Raw genomic sequence first — 18340 nt, forward strand, 5'->3', positions numbered from 1 at the left:
TTCTGTATCGCGCATCACATCGACGTGATGCCGTTCACTGTAGTAAGGAGCCGGCTGTGCTGGTATTGCTTGGATTCGCAATGATTGCGGTGTTCATGGTCCTGATCATGACAAAGAAGTTGACGCCCGTTCTGGCGCTGATCATCGTTCCCACCATCTTCGGATTGTTTGCCGGTGCCGGTCTTGGCATTGGACCGATGGTCATGGATTCGATGAAGTCCATGACCTCCACGGCTGCCCTCTTGATGTTCGCGATCGTGTACTTCGGACTCATGATCGACGTCGGACTGTTCGACCCACTGGTGAAGTTCATCCTCCGCAAGCTGGGCAACGACCCCGCCAAAGTGGTCCTGGGCACCGCCATCCTCGCCGCCGCAGTATCGCTCGACGGCGACGGTTCCACCACCTTCATCCTCACAACCGCGGCGATGCTGCCCGTCTATCTCCGTTTGAAGATGAGCCCCGTGGTCCTGACCTGCGTGGCCGGCCTGGCCAACGGCACCATGAACATCCTGCCGTGGGGTGGTCCAACCGCCCGCGCGGCCACCGCCCTCAAGGTCGATGTCAACGACGTATTTGTTCCGATGATCCCGTCGCTCATCGCAGGACTCGTCGTCGTCTTCGTGTTCTCCTGGCTCTTGGGCCTGCAGGAACGCAACCGCCTCCGCGCCACGGCTCCCGAGATCTGGGGCGACGTCGCCGACGCCGGTGACATGTTCGACGGCGGCACGCGCCGCGGCGGTAACGGCACTGGCACCGGCGGAGGCTCCGGCGTCGTGGTCCTGGAACGCACTGAAACCCTTGTTGACCTCGCCGACACCGGCTTGACCGCCACCGCACTCGATCCCAACCGCAAGACCCTGCGTCCGAAGCTCTTCTGGTTCAACCTCGGACTGACGGTCGCTGTCATGGTGATGCTCGTGGCCAACCTTGTGCCGTTGCCGTATGTCTTCATGGTGGGCTCCGCGATTGCCCTGCTGGTGAACTTCCCCAAGGTCAAGGAACAAGGCGCACAGCTGGTGGCCCACGCGCCGTCGATCGTGGCCGTGGTCAGCATGGTCATGGCGGCGGCCGTCCTCACGGGTGTCCTCAACGGCACCGGAATGGTCAAGGAAATGTCGGCGTGGCTGGTACACATCATCCCTGCCGAGATGGGTCCGTTCATGGCCGTCATCACCGGCCTGCTCAGCATCCCTATGACGTTCTTCATGAGCAACGACGCCTTCTACTTCGGCGTCCTGCCGGTCCTGAGCGAAACCGCCGCGCACTACGGCATCAGCGGCGCGGAAATGGCGCGCGCCTCCATCACCGGCCAGCCCTTCCACCTCCAGAGCCCCCTGGTCCCGGCGATCCTGCTCCTGGTGTCCCTGGCGAAGGTTGAACTGGGAGACCACCACAAGAAGGTCCTCTGGCGCACGGCGGTCATCTCCGTCGTCATGCTCGCAGTCGGCATGCTGACGGGAGCCATCGGCATCGGGTAACAAAGCAACCAGCAACGCGGGGTCACTTACGGCCCATTCGGGACCTCCGGATGGGCCGTAAGTGACCCCGCGTTGTTCGTCGTCCAACCCACGTAGACTAGTCCGGAAAACCATTTGAACTTTGCAGGGGAGATCCATGGCTGCGATCAACCGTGACGACGTCGCGCATCTTGCGCGTCTGGCTCACATTGAAATGAGTGCCGAAGAGCTGGACAGGATGGCCGGCGAGCTTGCCGTCATCGTGGATTCGGTGAAGTCCGTCAGCGAAGCCGCCGGGGACGATGTCCCGGCTACGTCCCACCCGATTCCGTTGAGCAACGTGTTCCGTGAGGACGTCGTAGGCCACACCTTCACGGCAGAGCAGGCGTTGTCCGGGGCTCCGGATTCCTTCGAGGGCCGCTTCAAGGTTCCGGCAATCCTGGATGAGGACTAAGCGAATGACTGAATTGAACAACTCCGAGCTCATCCGCCTGTCCGCAGCTCAGCTGGCCGCAAAGCTGGCCGCGCGCGAGGTCACGTCCGTCGAGGTCACCCAGGCGTACCTGGACCGCATTGCCGACGTTGACGGGCAAGTCAATGCGTTCTTGCACGTCAACGCTGAAGAGGCGCTCGCCGTCGCCGCCGAGGTGGACGCGATCCGCGCCGCCGGCGGTGCCGAGGCCGAAGCGCTGCACGAACTCGCCGGCGTGCCCATCGCTGTCAAGGACCTCATCGTCACCATCGGCCAGCCCACCACGGCCGGTTCCAAGATCCTCGAGGGCTGGCACAGCCCGTACGACGCGACTGTCATCAAGAAGCTGCGCGCTGCGAAGATGCCCATCCTGGGCAAGACCAACCTGGACGAATTCGCCATGGGTTCCTCCACGGAACACTCGGCTTACGGCCCCACCCGCAACCCGTGGGACCTGGACCGCATTCCCGGCGGCTCGGGCGGTGGCTCGGCGGCCGCCGTCGCGGCTTTCGAAGCTCCGCTGGCCCTCGGCACGGACACCGGCGGATCCATCCGTCAGCCCGGTGCTGTCACCGGCACGGTCGGCATGAAGCCCACCTACGGTGCCGTTTCCCGCTACGGCGCGATTGCCATGGCGTCGTCGCTGGACCAGATCGGCCCGGTATCGCGGACCGTGCTGGACTCGGCCCTGCTGCAGGAAGTCATCGGCGGCCACGACCCCTTCGACTCCACCTCGCTGACAGACCCCTTCGACACGCTCGTTGCCGCTGCCAAGACGGGAAACGTCACGGGCATGAAGATCGGCATCATCAAGGAACTCCACGGCGAGGGCTACCAGGCCGGCGTCGAGAACCGCTTCAACGAGTCCCTTGAGCTGCTCAAGGAGGCCGGCGCGGAAATCGTCGAGGTTTCCTGCCCCAACTTCAAGTACGCGCTGGGCGCCTACTACCTGATCATGCCGTCCGAGGTTTCCAGCAACCTGGCCAAGTTCGACGGCGTGCGCTACGGCATGCGTGTCCTGCCCGAGGAAGGCCCCATGACGATCGAACGCGTCATGGCAGCCACCCGAGCCGCGGGTTTCGGCGATGAGGTCAAACGCCGCATCATCCTGGGCACCTACGCCCTGAGCGCCGGCTACTACGACGCGTACTACGGCTCGGCGCAGAAGGTCCGCACGCTCATCCAGCGTGACTTCGAGGCCGCGTTCGCGCAGGCCGACGTCCTGATTTCGCCGACGGCTCCCACCACGGCCTTCAAGCTGGGGGAGAAGCTGGACGATCCGCTGGCTATGTACCTCAACGACGTCGCCACGATCCCGGCGAACATGGCCGGTATCCCCGGCTTGTCCCTGCCCGGCGGCCTGGCAGATGAGGACGGCCTCCCCGTAGGCATCCAGCTGCTGGCGCCTGCCCGCGAGGACGCACGCCTGTACCGCGTGGGCGCTGTCCTTGAATCCTTGCTCGAAGAGAAGTGGGGCGGCCCCTTGCTGGACCGTGCCCCTGTACTGCGGGCCCCCGTTCTCGATTCCAGCCCCACCATCGCCGGAGGTTCCAACTGATGTCTACCGACGCCATCCTCAGCTTCGAAGAGGCCATGGAGAAGTATGATCCCGTCCTTGGCTTCGAGGTCCACGTGGAGCTCAACACCAAGACCAAGATGTTCTCCTCCGCCCCGAACGTCTTCGGCGACGAGCCGAACACCAACGTCAACGAGGTGGACCTCGGCATGCCCGGCGTCCTGCCCGTGGTGAACAAGACGGCGGTGGAGTCCTCCATCAAGATCGGCCTTGCCCTGAACTGCAAGATCGCCGAGTACTGCCGCTTCGCCCGGAAGAACTATTTCTACCCGGACACCCCGAAGAACTTCCAGACGTCGCAGTACGACGAACCCATCGCGTACGACGGCTACCTGGACATCGAACTTTCGGACGGCACCGTGTTCCGCGTAGAGATCGAACGCGCACACATGGAAGAGGACGCCGGCAAGCTGACCCACATGGGTGGCGCCACGGGCCGCATCCAGGGTGCCGACTACTCGTTGGTGGACTACAACCGTTCCGGTGTTCCGCTCGTGGAAATCGTCACCAAGCCGATCGAGGGCGCAGGCAGCCGGGCACCCGAGCTCGCCAAGGCCTACGTTGCCGCAGTGCGCGAAATCGTCAAGAACCTCGGCGTTTCCGACGCCAAGATGGAACGCGGCAACGTCCGTTGCGATGCGAACGTCTCGCTGCGCCCGCACGGCCGCGAACGTTTCGGCATCCGTTCCGAGACGAAGAACGTGAACTCGCTGCGCGCCGTCGAGCACGCCGTCCGTTACGAAATCCAGCGCCACGCCGCCGTTTTGGACTCCGGTGAGCCGGTCATCCAGGAAACGCGCCACTGGCACGAGGACACGCGCACGACGACGTCGGGCCGCGCAAAGTCCGACGCCGACGATTACCGCTACTTCCCGGAGCCGGACCTCGTTCCGGTCCTGGCGTCCCGCGAATGGGTCGAAGAGCTGCGCGCCACGCTGCCCGAGCCGCCCGCGGCCCGCCGCAAGCGGCTCCAGGCCGACTGGGGCTATTCGGACCTCGAGTTCCGCGACGTCGTGAACGCCGGCGTCATGGACTCCATCGAGGAAACCATCGCCGCCGGTGCCAGCGCCTCCGTGGCCCGCAAGTGGTGGATGGGCGAGATCGTCGGACGCGCCAAGACGGCCGACGTCGATCCTTCCGAACTCGGTGTCACGCCGGAAACCATCGTGGAGCTCAACAAGCTCGTCGAGGGCGGCAAGATCAACAACAAGATGGCTTCCCAGGTGCTCGACGGCGTCCTCGCCGGCGAGGGCACCCCGGCGGAGATCGTCGAGAAGCGCGGCCTCGCCGTCGTGTCCGACGACGGCCCCCTGCTGGAAGCGATCGACGCCGCACTGGCGGCCCAGCCCGACGTCGCGGAGAAGATCCGCAGCGGCAAGCTTCAGGCCATCGGTGCGATCGTCGGCGGAGTCATGAAGGCCACCCGTGGGCAGGCCGACGCCGGCCGTGTCAAGGAGCTGATCCTGGAGAGGCTCGGCGTCGAAGGCTGACCACCCGCGCCTCACCCAACTGGGTCGCAGTTAATGTCGTTCTGAGCCTTCAAAACGACAACAACTGCATGGGCCCACACCGCCAGGGTTCCCTCGCCGAGCTTGCGAGGCGAGGGAGGCGGTGGGGTCCAGTTGTGTCTGGATCCACAGCCCTCACACAGCTTCAAGCGTCATTATGGAGTCATCAGTTCTTTGCTGCCCGCCCCTTACCGGCCCGGGGAGGAGCGGAGAAAGGATTCGGCCATGTCCACCATGACTCCGGGGCTTCGCAAGACCCTCATCGCGGGCGGTATCGCCGTCGTGTTGACCGGCGGTGGTGTAGCCGCAGTCTGGGCTGCCGGCCAGATCATCCCCGCCTACGTAGTGAGCGCGACGCCGACGAGTACGGCATCGCCTGCCTCCCCGTCGCCCGGGGCTACGTCGCCCACCACCCCGTCGCCCGGGAAGGCCCGGCCGTTCCCGGTGCTTCCCCGTGGCTTCGCAGGCCCGGGGATGCACGGTGAGTTCACGGTCAAGAACAAGGACGGCAGCTACACGACCCTCGTGTCACAGCGTGGCACCGTGCAGTCCGTCAGCGATTCGAGCATTTCCGTGAAGAGCGACGACGGCTTCACGCAAAGCTACGCGATCACATCGTCTACCACCATTGTCAGGTTCCCTGCTGCCGGAACGGGCACGCAAGGCCGCCGTCCATCGCTTCAAACCATCAAGGCCACCGACCTGAAGGCAGGCGACACCGTGGCAGTCTCCGGTACGAAGAGCGGCACCACGGTCACGGCCACACGCATTATCGGGGGTACCTTGCCTGCTGCGCCCAATGATGGCGGACGGCGGCTGGGCTACGGGAGCGTCTCTTCCTGAACCCGCGCCCGTTCGTCTGGCTATGATGCTACTACCGCCGCACCACGCCCGAGGTCCGGCGGCTCAGCCACGAAGGAGACGAATGCGCCCCACGATCAAGTCCGTGGCGGCGGTAGCCGGGGTTTCGACGGCGACTGTTTCCTACGTGCTTTCAGGTAGGAGCGGCAAAGACGGCAGCAGGAGCGGGTCCGGCGTTGCCCCCGCTACCGTGTTGCGGGTTCAAGAGGCTGCCCTGGCTCTCGGATACCGCCCAAACCAATCGGCAAGGGCTATCCGCACTGGCCGAACGAACCTGCTCATGTTGTCGCTGACCATGATCTCGGATCCATGGGCACTGGATGTCAGCCGTGCCGTTGGTACGGCCGCGGCTCAGCGCGGTATTACGCCGATGATCCTGGCCGACACTGACTGGCGGGTGGCACTCAAACGCCAAAACGCGGACGTGACGTTCATCGACGGCGCCGAGGAACCCGGGGATGCCGAACTGCTGGCGCAGGCGGCGAGGCTGCAGCGCTTGGTGGTCTTCAGCGACACCATGGAACCTGAAGGGTTCGACGTCGTACGGCCCGTGGCCGGTTCGTCTTGCGACCAGGCGGTGGATCACCTCACGGGGCGGCACCACCGGGTGGGTTGCCTGATCTCCTCGACACATTCGACAAGCACCCTCGACATCCGCTTTGGCGCCTACACCCGCGGCCTGGCCAGGGCTGGTTTGGACTACCGGGACGACTACGTCGAGACGTATGACCGCGACGGGCTCAGCGCGTTCGACGCAGCGTTGCGGCTCCTGCAGCGGGCGGATCGGCCGACCGCGATCTATGCGACCACGGACTTCGCGGCGATAGCCGCCATCCATGCGGCCCAGCGGCTGCAACTTCGCATTCCCGGAGACGTTGAAGTGCTCGGTATCGGCAACACCACTGAAGGCGAGCGCATGACGCCGTCGTTGACCACCGTTGGTCCCGAGGGCTTTTTCGATGGCTTGGCCGCATTCCTGCTCGACCGGGCAGAGAATCCCGATGGGCCTGCCGGCATTCTGGAATTCCCCTGGAAGCTCATCGTGAGGGACTCAGCGCCCTCCGTGTGAAACCCAAGGCCTACGGTGTGAACCGGGGCCCTAATGCGAAACCGAAGGCCCTCGGCGTGAGCCGGGGGCTATCCCTACGGTACGTCGAGGCACGTGCCCGATGATCGCGCAACCTGCCCTTCATGCACTTTGGTGACGTTTTCTGCCCGTAAAAGTTAAGGAAAGATCATCTGAGATCTTGCTTTTAAACGATTAACATGGTGTGATCAACTGCACAACACCAGTTGGGTTGGCTGTTCGCCGAATGCGGGCCCGCCCCCGAAGGACCGTCGGTCTTCTGACCAAGACATCGGAGAATTCTTATGAACCACAACGTGACCCGCAGGTCATTCCTTTCCTTTGCGGCTGCCGGTGCCGCCGTCGTTTCGCTCGCCGCCTGCGGCGGGAACAGTGCCGCCGGGGGTAGCGCAGCCAAGGACGCCTACGCTGCTCCCGCAAAGGACCTGAACGCCGAGCTCAGCTACGCCATCTGGGACGCGGCACAAAAGCCCGCGATGCAGAAGATCGTCAACGAATTCAACAAGCAATACCCGAATATCAGGGTCACCATCGACGTCACGCCGTCGAAGGGTTCGGCCTACTGGACGAAGATCCAGACCCAGGCAAGCAGCAACACCCTGCCGGACGTCTTCTGGATGAATGGTCCGCACATCAAGCTTTACGCGCAAAACAACCAGCTCATGCCCCTGGATGGCCTGGTGTCCGGCAAGGCGGTGGATACGGCCAACTACCCCAAGGCGCTGGTGGATCTGTACACCGTCAACGGGGCGTTCTTCGGGGTCCCCAAGGACTTCGATACCAGCGCGCTCTTCTACAACAAGGCCCTTTTCAAGGAAGCCGGGGTGCAGGAGCCGACGTCCAGCTGGAGCTGGGACGACGTGAAATCCGCCGGCGCCAAGCTCTCCAAGTTCTACCAGGGCAAGGGTATCTACGGGTATGCCGGCGACCTCACGGGCGGCCAGACCAGCTACTACAACACGATGATCGAAGCGGGCGGGACAGTCATCTCCACTGACGGCAAGAAGTCCGGATACGACTCCGCCGGCTCAATCGCCGGCCTTCAATTCTGGCGCGACCTGATCGAATCCGGCGTATCCCCTTCGATGCAGCAATTGACGGACACCTCTTCGAGCGACATGTTCACGTCCAGGAAATTGGCTATGACCATGGACGGCTCCTGGACCGTCGGGCCGGCCCAAAAGGCCCTCGGTGACGATCTGGGCATTGTCAGCCTCCCGAAGGGTCCGAAGACCAACCAGAGCGTGATCCACGGACTTGCCAACGTGATTCCCGCCAATGCGAAAAACCCTGCCGCGGCGCAGGCGTTCGTCGCCTTCCTGGGAACCCAGGATGCCGCCAAGATCCAGGCGGAAACGGGAACGGTCATCCCGGCCTTCAACGGCACCCAGGACGCCTGGGTCAAGTCTGTTCCCTCCGTTGACCTCAGCGTCTTCCTTGACCTGGCCAAGGATGCCTCGCCCTATCCGGCGTCGGCCAATACGGCAGCCTGGAATGAACTCGAGAACACCTTGCTGCCGCAGGCGTTCGCCGGGACCAAGCCGGTTGCGGACGTCGCCAAGGACCTTGCCAGCCAGATGAATGCCGCGCTGGCCAAAGAATCATGAAAGCCCAGACCCTGACGCCGGCGTCCAAAAGCGATCGCGCCGCCGTACCAGCGGGGGAGCGTCGCAGAGGAAAATCGAAGTCGGACGGCTGGTGGCCATGGTTGTTCGTGGTGCCTACTGTTGCGGGCATCGGCGTGTTCTATCTTTGGCCGATCGTCCAGACGTTCTACTACAGCTTCACCAAGTGGGGTGTCTTCGGCGGAACCAAGTTCATCGGCCTGGACAATTACTTGCGGATGTTCGCGGATTCCACTATTCCGCAGTCAATTCTCAATACGCTGATCTATACGGTCGTCGTCCTGCTGGGGATTCCCATCGCTGTCATCCTTGCGTCCCTGATCGAGCGTCCCGGCCTGCGCTTTGCGGCCCTGTACCGGACGCTGTACTTCATTCCCTACATCACCATGCCGGCCGCCGTCGGGATCGTGTGGAGGCTGATCTACAACGGTGACTTCGGTCCCATCAACTGGTTCCTGGGCTTGTTCGGGATCCAGGGGCCTTACTGGACATCGACGCCGGGGTTTGCACTCCTTGCCGTGGCTACCGTGGGGCTTTGGATGTCGCTGGGATTCAACCTCATCATCATCAGCGCGGGACTGCGCGAGATCCCGCGGGAACTCTTCGAAGCCGCGGAAATGGACGGGGCCAGCCGGGTCCGCCAATTCTTCAGCATCACCGTTCCGTTGTTGACACCGAGTATCTTCTTCGTCACGATCGTCACCGTGATCAGCGGCTTCCAGCTGTTCGATTTGCTGTACGTGATGATGGGGAAAGCGAACCTGGCCATGCCTCAGACGCAAAGCCTCGTGTACATCTTCTACAACCAGGCCTTCCTGCAGAACGACAAGGGCTATGCGGCAGCCATCGGCATCCTGATCCTGGTCATCATCGCTCTTCTGACCGCTTTCCAATTCCGTATCCAGAAGAGGTGGGTCAACTATGTCTGAATCGATGCTCTCCACAAAAAGCGGTGTCGAATCGCGACAGATCGCTTCAGCAAGGCCATCTCACGCTGGAGGCAAACCCTCGGAACCCGCCGGGCGCGACGGCAAGATCCGCGGCACCAAAGGCACCAAAGGCACCAAAGGCACCAAAGGCGGCAAGCAAGGCTCCAACGTGCTGGCACACTGTGTACTGAGCATTGGCGGGCTGGCCATGATCTCGCCGCTCCTGTACCAGATCGTCATGTCACTTTCGACAAATGCCGAAGTCCAGAGCACGCCACCCACCCTGTGGCCCACCGTCGTCCAATGGCACAACTTCGCGGACGTCTTCACCTCCATGAATTTCGGTTCACAGCTCTGGGTGACGGTGGCAATCACCGTGATCCGGGTGATCGGCCAAGTGCTCCTCTGCTCTTTGGCGGGCTACGCCTTCGCGCGGATGCAGTTCCGGTTCAAAGGGCTCATCCTGGCCATAGTCTTGTCGATCATCATGGTGCCGTCCCAGTTGTTCCTGATCCCGCAGTACCAGATCATCCAGAACCTGGGTTGGCTGAACAGCATTGCCGGCATCGTGGCTCCGGGCATCTTCAGCGCTTTCGGCCTGTTCCTGATGCGCCAGTTCTTCATGGGGCTCCCGGACGAACTCGAAGACGCGGCACGGCTCGACGGCGCCAATCCCTTCCAGGTCTTCTTCCGGGTCATGCTGCCCCTTGCGGCAAACGGCTTGTGGGCCCTGGTCATCATTACCGTGCTGTGGTCCTGGAATGACCTCTTGTGGCCTTTGGTGGTGACGTCGACGGCGAACGCCGCACCGTTGAGCGTCGGGCTATCGAACCTCCAGGGTGAGCACGCCAACAATTACCCGATCCTCATGGCGGCATCGCTCATGGCCATGGCGCCAATCCTGATCATGTTCCTGCTCATGCAGAAGCGTGTGATGGCAGGCATCGGCCGCTCCGGACTCAAGTAGAAACCCAAGGCGAAACCCAAGCAGACACCCACGCGAAAACCCACGTAGGAAAGGATCGCAGCCCTTGACGGAACAGAACCCGGTCCAGCCGGACGGCTGGTCGTTCGTGCTGGTGGACTCCTTGGAAAAGGTCTACCCGGACGTTCCACCACGGCCGTTCGACAGGACCATCCCGGTGTCCGTTTTCCCCGGCGAGACTGCGTCTATCCAGGTGGCTCTCCGGCCGCCCATGAAACACGATTTTCGGCTGTCAGGGGCGTTGGAAGTGGCAATCGATGGTCCGGCGGCAGGAATTGCCACCATTTCGCAGGTTGAACTGGTGCCGTGTTCATTGGCGGCATTCCCGCAGCATGACGGTGGCTATGACCGGGACACTCCCGGTTTGTACCCCGACCTTTTGCGACCCACCCCGGATGGTCTGATCAAGCCCCTCTACGGTCAGTGGACGGCCGCATGGATCGACTTCGTGGTGCCATCCGCGGAGAATGCGGGCGATCACGAACTCGGGATCTCGGTACGGGACGTGGAGGGCCGCCTGCTCTTCAGCACCCACATCGGCGTCACTGTGGTGCCCGCGCAAGCCCCGCAACTGGAGATCGTGAACGCACACTGGTTCCACTGCGACGGCTTGGCGAGCCATTACGGCGTCGGCGTCTTCAGCGAAGAGCATTGGTCGATCATCGATGCCTTCATCGGGTCTGCGGCAAGGATGGGAGCCAACTCGCTGCTGACGCCCACGTGGACTCCTCCGCTGGACACAGTCGTCGGGGGAACCCGGCTGCCCACCCAACTGATCGGGATCCGCGAAGATTCCGGCTACCGCTTTGATTTCAGCAAGCTGCTGCGATGGGTGGACCTTTGTGCCAAACATGGCATCCAGTACCTGGAAATTGCCCACCTGTTCACGCAATGGGGGGCCAAGGCGACGCCGGCGATCTATGTCGAGACTGCCCACGGGATGGAGCGGCGCTTTGGCTGGGACGTGCCGTCGACGTCTCCGTCTTACCGGGAGCTGATGGCCGGGCTGCTGCCTGCCCTGCGTTCCTTCCTGGCAGAGCACTGGTCTCTTGACCGGGTCATTTTCCACATTTCCGATGAACCAGCGGGGGCGCAAGCCCTGGCGGGATACCAACAGGCAAAGGCCGTTGTCGCGGATCTCCTGGACGGGCTGACGGTGGTTGACGCCCTGAGCGACTTTGAGTTCTACAGTAGCGGCGTAGTGCCGAATCCCGTGGTGGCGAGCGATGCCGTGGCACCGTTCCTGGCGGCGGGCGTGAAGGATCTGTGGGTCTATTACTGCGTCGCGCAGGACACCGGCGTTGCCAACCGGTTCATTTCCATGCCTTCAGTGCGAAACCGGGTGTTGGGCCACCAGCTCTTCGCCCTGGAATGCGCGGGCTTCCTGCATTGGGGATTCAACTTCTACAACACGGCCAACTCGCTGGCGCCTGTGGACCCGTTCAAGGACACCTGTGCCGGAGGAGCGTTTCCGGGCGGCGACGCCTTCATGGTCTACCCGGGACCGGATGGGGTGCCGTGGGAGTCGATCCGTTACAAGGTGTTCGCCCAGGCCATGTGGGACCACCGGGCACTCTCGCTCCTGGCAAGGCTGGCCGGTCGCGAGGAGGCACTCGCGCTCATCGATACGAACGGCTCGGGCGGGAGCCTCGCCATGGACAGTTTCAGTTACGACCCCCTTCATTACCGAAGGGTCCGCGAGCTGGTCAACCAGGGAATCGCGCAGCGGGTGGGTCAAACACGCCCGCGCATCAACTTATCTAGTTAGGAAGAGTACTTATGGACCTCAAAGTAGGCATCGTCGGATTCGGCTTGCGGTCGTCGCTGTGGCGCCACGCACACAAGCCCGGCCACGGTTCGGAAGTCACGGCCGTGTGCGACCTGGGCGAGCGCGGCAGGGCTGACGCAGCAGAAAAGATCCCGACGGCGGTAGTCACCGACGACCTGGACGTCCTGTTGGACTCCGGCCTGGACGCGGTCCTGGTCCTGACGCCGGACAACCAGCACGCCGCCGTCGCTGTCCGGACGCTCAAAGCCGGCATCCCCACTTTCTGCGAGAAACCGCTTGATGTCACGTTGGAGGCAGCCGACCTTATCCTCCAGACGGCCTTCGACACCGGAACGCGACTCTATGTGGGCCACAACATGCGGCACATGCCGGTGGTGGTGCAGATGCGCGACATCATCCAGGCCGGGACCATCGGTGACGTCAAGGCAGTCTGGTGCCGGCACTTCGTGGGAAACGGCGGGGACTACTATTTCAAGGATTGGCATGCCCAGCGTGCCAACACCACTGGGCTGCTGCTGCAAAAGGGGGCACACGATATCGACGTCATCCACTGGCTCGCCGGGGGGTACAGTGCCAAGGTGCAGGCGATCGGAGAACTGGCCGTCTACGGGGACGTCGGTTCCCGCCGCGACAACACGGCACGCCGGATGGGTGATTGGTTCTCCGTGGACAATTGGCCCCCCACCGAACAGACGGACCTCGCCGAGACGATCGACGTCGAGGACATCTCGATGATGAACATGGTCCTGGACAACGGCGTACTCGCCTCGTACCAGCAGTGCCATTTCACCCCGGACTATTGGCGGAACTACACGGTGATCGGCACCAAGGGCAGGATCGAGAACTTCGGTGACGGAGCCGGCGACCAGATCTATGTCTGGACCACCCGGACAACCTCCGGTTTCGCCGAGCCCGACCAGAAGGTGGAGATCCGTGACGGTGAAGGCGGCCATGGCGGCGCTGACCCCTTGCTGATCGCTGAGTTCCTGCGCTTCGCCAGGGATGGCGGAACCACCGCGACTTCGCCGATCGCGGCCCGGGAGGCCGTAGCGGCGGGCGTGCTCGCCACAGAGTCCCTCCGCGGCGACGCTTGCGCGAAGCTGGTTCCGGCCCTGCCCGAAGAGCTCGTGGAGTACTTCAACGCGGGCCAGCCGGCCCGGGTACGGGAACGCTAGCGTCGCGTGCCCCCAACTGACTCGCAGTCGTTGTCGTTTTGGGGCCTCATAACGACATTAAATGCGAGTCAGTTGGGCTGTCGCGTGCCCCCGGCGAGTTCGGTCATGACGGTCTGCAGCGCTTCGCAGACCGTCATGACCGATTTCCGTTTCAGGGTCTCCGGCCTCGCCAGGATGTCGATCTTGCGCACGGAATTCACCCCCGCGAGCGGTCGCAGCACCACGCCGGCGTCCAGGACGCGCTGGGCGGTGAACCGCGGGAGCAACCCTATCGCGCCACCGTCCGCCACGAGCGAGGCCACGGTGGAGTAGTCGTTGATGCGGTGCAGGACATCCGCCGGGCGCCCGCTGACGGTTACGACGGCGGCCAGCACATCCGCGGGGGAGTATCCGGCGCGGCTGGTCACCCAGGGCTGCCCGACGACGTCGGCCGGCCTGAGTTCGCGTCGCGCCGCGAGCGGGTGTCCGGCAGGCAAAGCGACGTCGAGCGGCTCGTCGGCGAGCGGGATCACGGCGACTTTGTCGGTAGGCCACCCGGGGCTGTGCTCCATCCGGTGCGCCAGCACGAGGTCATAGCGCGCGGCGAGGCCCGGAAAGTCTTCCTGGGCAACGTCTTCGTCGGCGAGCTTCACGCGGGGAACGCTGTTTTCGGGACCCGCGTTGCGCGCAGAGGTCAGCAAGGCTGCGAGCGGAGCGAACAAAGCTTGGCCCGCGCTGTGGAAGGCGCTCACGGTCACAGTGGAGCCCGGTGAGTCATGGTACGCGCCAATGGCGGCCCGGGCGTCCGCGAGCGCATTCACCACAGCGGCTCCGGCGTCGGCCAGGACCCGGCCCGCATCGGTGAGCACCAGGGCCCGGCCTTCCTTCCGGGTCAGGGGCACGTCCACGGACTTCTGCAGGAGGGCGAGCTGCTGGGAGACGGCCGATGGAGTGACCATGAGTGTCTCGGCCACGGCCTTGACACTGCCTAGATCTCCTAGTTCCCTGAGCATTTGGAGCTGGTGTACTTCCATTTAGCAAATGCTAAATCGTTGATTGAGAAAAACCTAGTTGTGCTAAACCGTCCGTGGGGCTTCAATGAAGTGAAACGGCACACAAACGGCCTAATCCCTTGAGTTAGGAAGACCCATGAAGGCTCTCTACAAGTCCGGTCCCCACGCTGGTTTTGAACTCGTCGAACGGCCCGAGCCGGAGGCAGGTCCCAGCGACGTCAAGATTCGCGTCATGACCACCGGCATCTGCGGAACAGACCTGCACATCCAGTCCTGGGACGCTTGGGCGCAGGGCATCATCGAGACTCCGTTGATCGCGGGACACGAGTTCTACGGCGAAGTGGTCTCCGTGGGCGAAGACGTCCGCGACGTCAAAGTCGGCGACCGCGTCTCCGGGGAAGGCCACGTAGTCTGCGGCATCTGCCGCAATTGCCGCGCGGGCCGCCGCCAGATGTGCATCCACACGGTGTCCGTGGGCGTGCAGCGCGACGGCGCCTTCGCCGAATACGTTGTCATCCCGGAGACCAACGTCTGGGTTCACCAGGATCCTTCCATCACTCCTGAGCTCGGCGCCATCTTCGACCCCTTCGGCAACGCCGTCCACACCGCCCTGAGCTTCCCCCTCGTCGGCGAGGACGTGCTCATCACAGGTGCCGGACCCATCGGACTCATGGCAATCGCCGTCGCGCGCCACGCCGGTGCCCGCAAGATCGCCATCACGGATGTCTCCGCTCCCCGCCTTGAACTCGCCCGGAAGATGGGCGTGGACCTCGCCGTCGATGTGTCGAAAATGCGCGTCAAGGATGCCCAGCTCGAGCTCGGCATGCGCGAAGGATTCGACATCGGCCTGGAAATGTCCGGGCATCCCACGGCCCTGCCTGAGATGATCAACAACATGAACCACGGCGGACGCATCGCCATGCTTGGCTTGCCCAGCCAGTCCATTGACATTGACTGGGGCAAAGTGGTTACCCACATGCTGACCCTCAAGGGCATCTACGGCCGCGAGATGTACGAAACCTGGTACGCCATGAGCGCCATGCTGTCCTCCAACCCCGTACTGCACAGCCACATTTCCGCCGTCGTCACGGATAAGCTGTCCGCCGCCGACTGGGAAAAGGGCTTCGAAATCGCCCGCGCCGGCACGGGCGGCAAGGTCGTCCTCGACTGGACCGAACTTTAGAACGCAGCAATCTAAGACACCGTAAAGTCCTCCCCAAGACCCCAGTACCAGGAGCCACCATGTACTCAAGCATCAAAAACCAGCTGCAGGGCGAACTTGAAGAGATCCGCACAGCAGGCCTCTTCAAGACCGAACGGCACATTGACTCGCCGCAGGCCAGCCACATCTCCGCAGGCCAGCTCGGCCAACCGGCGAACACCGTCTTGAACTTCTGCGCCAACAACTACCTTGGCCTGGCAGACCACCCGGACATCATCGCCGCAGCGAAGTCCGCTATGGACGAGCGCGGCTTCGGCATGGCATCCGTCCGTTTCATCTGCGGCACACAGGACCTGCACCTTGAGCTCGAGGCCCGGGTCTCACAGTTCCTCGGAACCGAGGACACCATCCTGTTCTCCAGCTGCTTCGACGCCAACGGAGGCGTATTCGAGTCCCTGTTCGGGGCCGAGGACGCCATCATCTCCGACTCCCTGAACCATGCCTCCATCATCGACGGCATCCGGCTCAGCAAGGCCAAGCGCTTCCGCTACGCCAATCGGGACATGGCTGACCTCGAAGCCAAGCTGATCGAGGCCTCAACCGGCGAGGCACCGGCCCGACGCAAGATCGTCGTGACGGACGGCGTCTTCTCCATGGACGGCTACCTTGCTCCGCTCGAGGCCATTTGCGATCTCGCGGAAAAGCACGACGCGCTGGTCATGGTGGACGATTCCCACGCCGTAGGCTTCATGGGAGCAACCGGTGCCGGAACCCCGGAACACGCGGGTGTTTCCGACAGGATCGACATCTACACCGGCACGTTCGGCAAGGCCCTTGGCGGTGCTTCGGGCGGCTACGTCTCCGGCCGCAGCGAAATCGTCGCCATGCTGCGCCAGAAGGCCCGCCCGTACCTGTTCTCCAACTCCCTTGCCCCGGCCATCGTCGCAGCCACCATCAAGGCCATTGAGCTGGTCCAGGGTTCGGGCGAGCTCCGCTCCAGGCTCTTCGAGAACGCTGCCTTGTTCCGCCGCCGGATGAGCGAGGAAGGCTTCGAACTGCTCGACGGCGAGCACGCCATCATTCCGGTGATGTTCGGCGACGCCGTGGCGGCCGCGAAGGTCGCCGACGAGATGCTCCACCACGGAGTGTTCGTCACGGCGTTCAGCTACCCCGTGGTGCCCAAGGGAGCTGCCCGTATCCGCGTGCAGCTCTCGGCCGCACACAGCTCTGAGGACGTCGAGGCGTGTGTCGAGGCATTCGTGAAGAGCCGCGCAGCCGCGGGGCTCTGAGTTCCCATGATCCTCACCATCCTGGGCGGCGGGGGATTCCGTGTACCCCTGGTCTATTCAGCACTGCTGTCTGACCACGGGCCCGGCCGGGTCACCGAATTAAGGCTGTTCGATGCTGACCCCGCGCGCCTGGGCGTGGTGGCCAGGGTCCTCGCCGAGATGGCGGAGGGGGTGCCTGACGCGCCCGCAGTGGGGATGTTCACGGAGCTGTCCGAAGCATTGCCCGGCACGGACTTCATCTTCTCTGCCATCCGGGTGGGCGGACTCGACGGGCGCGCCGCCGACGAACGTATTGCCCTGGAGCATGGGGTTATCGGGCAGGAGACCGTTGGCGCCGGCGGGATTTCCTATGCCCTGCGGACCATTCCCGTGGTCCTGGACATCGCCGAGGCGGTGAAGCGCCATTCCCCGCACGCCTGGTTCATCAACTTCACCAACCCGGCCGGGGTCATCACCGAGGTCATGACGCGGGTCCTCGGCAACAAGGTGGTGGGGATCTGCGATTCGCCGGTGGGACTGGCCAGGCGATGCCTGCTCGCAGCGGGAATCCAGCGCGGCGAGGCGGACTTTCGGGACGGTTCCGTGCAGATCGACTACATTGGCCTGAACCACCTGGGCTGGCTGCGCGGGCTGGTAGTCGACGGTGAAGATGTCCTGCCGCGGCTCCTGTCCGACGACGGCGCCATCGAATCGTTTGAAGAGGGCCGGCTTTTCGGCGCTTCGTGGATCAAAGCATTGGGCGCGGTTCCCAACGAGTATCTGCATTACTACTACTTCAGGCGGGAAGCCCTCGACGCCGACCGGCGCGCCGAGACCACCCGTGGCGCCTACTTGGCGCGGCAGCAGTCGTCCTTCTACAACGGGCTAGCGGAAGCGAACGACGGCGGTGCGGGGCCCACCCTGGGGGTCCCGTCGTCGAAATCGGCCCTCAGGCTCTGGGAAAAGACCAAGCTCGATCGCGAAGAGACGTATATGCAGAGCAACAGGGACGCGGCCGGTACGTTCGAACGCCAAGCCGAGGACCTGGTCTCCGGCGGCTACGAGGCCGTGGCCTTGGCGATCATGCGTGCCATCAGCCAGGGGGAAACGGCCCGACTGATCCTGAACCTCCCCAATAACGGCACCCTGGCAGAACTCGACGCCGACGCCGTCATCGAGGCACCCTGCCTCGTGGACGCAGGCGGAGCCCGCTTGCTCCCGGCCAAGGTTCTTCCGGACTACGCGCGCGGGCTCGTCGTCAACGCCAAAGCGGTGGAACGCGCCACGATCGACGCTGCGCTCACGGGTTCCCGGCGCTCCGCCTACAAGGCGATGGCCATGAACCCGCTCGTGGACTCGGTCAGGGTGGCAGAAGCGCTCCTGGACGACTACATCAGCCATTTCAAGGAGCTCCAATACCTGCGCTGAACCCCTTCGCCTAAGCCCTGTCC

Annotated in this window: 15 protein-coding genes; 14 read left to right on the plus strand and 1 reads right to left on the minus strand. The window is 63.6% G+C overall.

The window, feature by feature from the left end:
• The first annotated feature begins 56 nt into the window (after window positions 1-56).
• The 11 genes from ABEA18_RS12175 (at window position 57) to ABEA18_RS12225 (ending at window position 13467) form a co-directional block, all read left to right on the plus strand.
• The gene (locus ABEA18_RS12175) at window positions 57-1481 is read left to right on the plus strand and encodes a CitMHS family transporter (protein WP_345449670.1); all 1425 of its coding nucleotides are present in this window, start codon (window positions 57-59) and stop codon (window positions 1479-1481) included.
• Window positions 1482-1617: 136 nt separating this feature from the next.
• Window positions 1618-1914 (plus strand): Asp-tRNA(Asn)/Glu-tRNA(Gln) amidotransferase subunit GatC, encoded by a 297-nt coding sequence (gatC, locus tag ABEA18_RS12180; protein ID WP_078105822.1) that lies wholly within the window; start codon window positions 1618-1620, stop codon window positions 1912-1914.
• Between the two features lie 4 nt (window positions 1915-1918).
• Window positions 1919-3490 carry an Asp-tRNA(Asn)/Glu-tRNA(Gln) amidotransferase subunit GatA gene (gene gatA, locus ABEA18_RS12185; protein ID WP_345449671.1) on the plus strand — a complete coding sequence of 524 codons (1572 nt, stop codon included), beginning with the start codon at window positions 1919-1921 and terminating at the stop codon, window positions 3488-3490.
• A complete protein-coding gene (gene gatB, locus ABEA18_RS12190; RefSeq protein ID WP_234750787.1) occupies window positions 3490-4998 on the plus strand; it encodes an Asp-tRNA(Asn)/Glu-tRNA(Gln) amidotransferase subunit GatB in 1509 nt (502 codons plus the stop codon). Before gatA ends, gatB begins: the two co-directional genes overlap by 1 nt.
• Window positions 4999-5241: 243 nt before the next feature.
• Window positions 5242-5859 (plus strand): DUF5666 domain-containing protein, encoded by a 618-nt coding sequence (locus ABEA18_RS12195; protein WP_345449672.1) that lies wholly within the window; start codon window positions 5242-5244, stop codon window positions 5857-5859.
• 82 nt (window positions 5860-5941) lie between these two features.
• Complete coding sequence (locus tag ABEA18_RS12200; RefSeq protein ID WP_345449673.1) at window positions 5942-6946, plus strand: LacI family DNA-binding transcriptional regulator; 1005 nt, start codon at window positions 5942-5944, stop codon at window positions 6944-6946.
• 302 nt (window positions 6947-7248) lie between these two features.
• The gene (locus ABEA18_RS12205; RefSeq protein WP_345449674.1) at window positions 7249-8571 is read left to right on the plus strand and encodes an extracellular solute-binding protein; all 1323 of its coding nucleotides are present in this window, start codon (window positions 7249-7251) and stop codon (window positions 8569-8571) included.
• Complete coding sequence (locus tag ABEA18_RS12210; RefSeq protein WP_345449675.1) at window positions 8568-9518, plus strand: carbohydrate ABC transporter permease; 951 nt, start codon at window positions 8568-8570, stop codon at window positions 9516-9518. The genes ABEA18_RS12205 and ABEA18_RS12210 overlap by 4 nt, the downstream gene beginning before the upstream one ends.
• Window positions 9511-10485, plus strand: a complete 975-nt coding sequence (locus ABEA18_RS12215; RefSeq protein ID WP_345449676.1) for a carbohydrate ABC transporter permease — start codon at window positions 9511-9513, stop codon at window positions 10483-10485. Before ABEA18_RS12210 ends, ABEA18_RS12215 begins: the two co-directional genes overlap by 8 nt.
• Before the next feature lie 64 nt (window positions 10486-10549).
• Complete coding sequence (locus tag ABEA18_RS12220) at window positions 10550-12271, plus strand: DUF4091 domain-containing protein (RefSeq protein WP_345449677.1); 1722 nt, start codon at window positions 10550-10552, stop codon at window positions 12269-12271.
• An 11-nt stretch (window positions 12272-12282) separates the two neighbouring features.
• A complete protein-coding gene (locus ABEA18_RS12225; RefSeq protein WP_345449678.1) occupies window positions 12283-13467 on the plus strand; it encodes a Gfo/Idh/MocA family protein in 1185 nt (394 codons plus the stop codon).
• Between the two features lie 68 nt (window positions 13468-13535).
• Here the strand turns inward: ABEA18_RS12225 and ABEA18_RS12230 are convergent, their stop codons facing one another.
• Complete coding sequence (locus tag ABEA18_RS12230; protein WP_345449679.1) at window positions 13536-14480, minus strand: LysR family transcriptional regulator; 945 nt, start codon at window positions 14478-14480, stop codon at window positions 13536-13538.
• Between the two features lie 115 nt (window positions 14481-14595).
• Here ABEA18_RS12230 and tdh point away from each other — a divergent pair, with 115 nt between their 5' ends.
• Genes tdh through ABEA18_RS12245 form a run of 3 tightly spaced genes read left to right on the plus strand, consistent with a single transcriptional unit; the run spans window position 14596 to window position 18317 of the window.
• Window positions 14596-15642 (plus strand): L-threonine 3-dehydrogenase, encoded by a 1047-nt coding sequence (tdh, locus tag ABEA18_RS12235; protein ID WP_345449680.1) that lies wholly within the window; start codon window positions 14596-14598, stop codon window positions 15640-15642.
• 59 nt (window positions 15643-15701) lie between these two features.
• Entirely contained in the window at window positions 15702-16910 is a 1209-nt protein-coding gene (locus tag ABEA18_RS12240) for a glycine C-acetyltransferase (RefSeq protein WP_345449681.1), read from the plus strand.
• 6 nt (window positions 16911-16916) lie between these two features.
• Window positions 16917-18317 (plus strand): 6-phospho-beta-glucosidase, encoded by a 1401-nt coding sequence (locus tag ABEA18_RS12245; RefSeq protein ID WP_345449682.1) that lies wholly within the window; start codon window positions 16917-16919, stop codon window positions 18315-18317.
• Window positions 18318-18340 lie beyond the last annotated feature (23 nt).

This window comes from Arthrobacter gyeryongensis, from assembly GCF_039543785.1.
Taxonomy (GTDB): Bacteria; Actinomycetota; Actinomycetes; order Actinomycetales; family Micrococcaceae; genus Arthrobacter; species Arthrobacter gyeryongensis.

Coding starts and splice junctions, on each gene's coding strand:
- ABEA18_RS12245 (WP_345449682.1), top strand. CDS start 16,917: ATGATCCTCACCATCCTGGGCGGCGGGGGATTCCGTGTACCCCTGGTC.
- ABEA18_RS12225 (WP_345449678.1), top strand. CDS start 12,283: ATGGACCTCAAAGTAGGCATCGTCGGATTCGGCTTGCGGTCGTCGCTG.
- ABEA18_RS12230 (WP_345449679.1), bottom strand. CDS start 14,480: ATGGAAGTACACCAGCTCCAAATGCTCAGGGAACTAGGAGATCTAGGC.
- gatA (WP_345449671.1), top strand. CDS start 1,919: ATGACTGAATTGAACAACTCCGAGCTCATCCGCCTGTCCGCAGCTCAG.
- tdh (WP_345449680.1), top strand. CDS start 14,596: ATGAAGGCTCTCTACAAGTCCGGTCCCCACGCTGGTTTTGAACTCGTC.
- ABEA18_RS12195 (WP_345449672.1), top strand. CDS start 5,242: ATGTCCACCATGACTCCGGGGCTTCGCAAGACCCTCATCGCGGGCGGT.
- gatC (WP_078105822.1), top strand. CDS start 1,618: ATGGCTGCGATCAACCGTGACGACGTCGCGCATCTTGCGCGTCTGGCT.
- ABEA18_RS12215 (WP_345449676.1), top strand. CDS start 9,511: ATGTCTGAATCGATGCTCTCCACAAAAAGCGGTGTCGAATCGCGACAG.
- ABEA18_RS12240 (WP_345449681.1), top strand. CDS start 15,702: ATGTACTCAAGCATCAAAAACCAGCTGCAGGGCGAACTTGAAGAGATC.
- ABEA18_RS12200 (WP_345449673.1), top strand. CDS start 5,942: ATGCGCCCCACGATCAAGTCCGTGGCGGCGGTAGCCGGGGTTTCGACG.
- ABEA18_RS12210 (WP_345449675.1), top strand. CDS start 8,568: ATGAAAGCCCAGACCCTGACGCCGGCGTCCAAAAGCGATCGCGCCGCC.
- gatB (WP_234750787.1), top strand. CDS start 3,490: ATGTCTACCGACGCCATCCTCAGCTTCGAAGAGGCCATGGAGAAGTAT.
- ABEA18_RS12205 (WP_345449674.1), top strand. CDS start 7,249: ATGAACCACAACGTGACCCGCAGGTCATTCCTTTCCTTTGCGGCTGCC.